The organism is Kitasatospora sp. NPDC056531 (assembly GCF_042794375.1).
In the GTDB taxonomy this organism is placed as follows: Bacteria; Actinomycetota; Actinomycetes; order Streptomycetales; family Streptomycetaceae; genus Kitasatospora.
Genome location: NZ_JBHTTU010000360.1, coordinates 1 through 1,393, shown reverse-complemented (window position 1 = coordinate 1,393; position 1,393 = coordinate 1). Strand labels below are relative to the sequence as shown.

Here is a 1,393-nt window from a genome sequence, read left to right as displayed (position 1 = left end):
GGCGGACGACCCGCCTTCAGCGCTGCACGCGCCCTTCCCTGAGCCACAACATCCTCCTGGATCGAGGTGTTGCGACGATCAGTTGAAACCGCCCTCGCTGCCGCGATCCGAGTGGAAGATCACTCCGTCCACCTGGCCGCCCCTGGTGGCCGCGGCCATCTTGAGCGAGGCGCTGACCAGGGCGGCGTCGTGATGGGCGCCCATCGCGTAGCCGAGCAGGCGGCGGGAGAACAGGTCGATCACCATGGCCAGGTAGAGCTTGCCCTCGCCGGTGTCGATCTCGGTCATGTCACCGACCCACAGCACGTTCGGCGCCACGGCGTCGAAGTGGCGGTGCACCAGGTCACGGGCCGCCTTCCGCTTGCCCTGCCTGGTCAGCGACCGACGCCGGCGCGGGGGCTTGCGACCGTGCAGGCCCAGCTCGGCCATGATCTTGGCGACGGTGTTCTCGGACACCTGCCAGCCCTCCGCCCACAGGTCGAGGGTGATCCTCGGAGAGCCGTAGGTGTCGCCGGACGCGGTGAAGAAGTGCCTTATCCGCTCGGCCAGTTCAGCCCGCCGAACCTCGCGGACGGTCGGCTGGGCCGGGCGGTTGCGGTCGAGTAGCCGGGGGCATCGCAGCCCCCGGCTCTCACAGATCCGTACGTGAACCTCTCGGTTCATACGGCTCTTGTCATCCTGGTCACCAGACTGCGGAGATGGTGTTCACCCAGGCCCAGTGAGCGAAGAAACGGGGGTACCGTGCGGTGACCTCCTGCCACTTCTTCTGGGCTCGGCGGCGTCCCTGCAGCCGTCGGTACTTCTTGCGGACCCAGCGCATCAGGTAGGCGTTGATGCGCGACAGAAGGGGATACAGCGCCGACCGGTAGAAGGCGCCGTAGTAGTTCATCCAGCCCCGCACGATGGGGTTGATCCTCCGTGCGAGGTCGGCGAAGGACTGACCGGTGCGCTGGTGCAGCCGCCAGGACCGCACCGTCGCGCTGATCTTCTTCAAGGCGTCTTTGCTGATCGCGGGGCTGAACGAGAGGAACATCTTCCCGTTCCTGTCCCGCGCTCCGCGAGGCCGGAACGTGTAGCCGAGGAAGGTAAACGCCGTGTGCGCGATCGCTCTCCGGCGCCTGCCGTCCTGGCAGTACACAATCCTGGTCTTTTCCGGGTGCAGCCGCAGCCCGACCTCGACCATCCGCTCCGCGATCGCGCCGGCGACCTTGCGGGCCTGGCTCTCGCTGACGCAGTGCACCACCGCGTCGTCCACATAGCGCTCGAACCGGATGGTGGGGAATTCCCGAGCCATCCACAGGTCGAGTAGGGTCGGGGACTGGCGCGGTGGATGAGTCTCCGTTTCCAGTCCCCGCCGCATCAAACCGGACATGCGGTTCTCCCGCATCCGGCT

2 protein-coding genes are annotated in these 1,393 nt (G+C 67.0%); both read right to left on the bottom strand.

Features of this window, described 5'->3' with window-relative positions; genetic code table 11:
* Nucleotides 1-78: 78 nt before the first annotated feature.
* Nucleotides 79-663 carry an IS3 family transposase gene (locus ACFQ87_RS46420; protein WP_380617083.1) on the bottom strand — a complete coding sequence of 195 codons (585 nt, stop codon included), beginning with the start codon at nucleotides 661-663 and terminating at the stop codon, nucleotides 79-81.
* A gap of 19 nt (nucleotides 664-682) precedes the next feature.
* On the bottom strand, nucleotides 683-1,393 hold a 711-nt coding region (locus ACFQ87_RS46415), incomplete at its 5' end, for a group II intron maturase-specific domain-containing protein (protein ID WP_380617082.1).

Coding starts and splice junctions, on each gene's coding strand:
- ACFQ87_RS46420 (WP_380617083.1), bottom strand. CDS start 663: ATGAACCGAGAGGTTCACGTACGGATCTGTGAGAGCCGGGGGCTGCGA.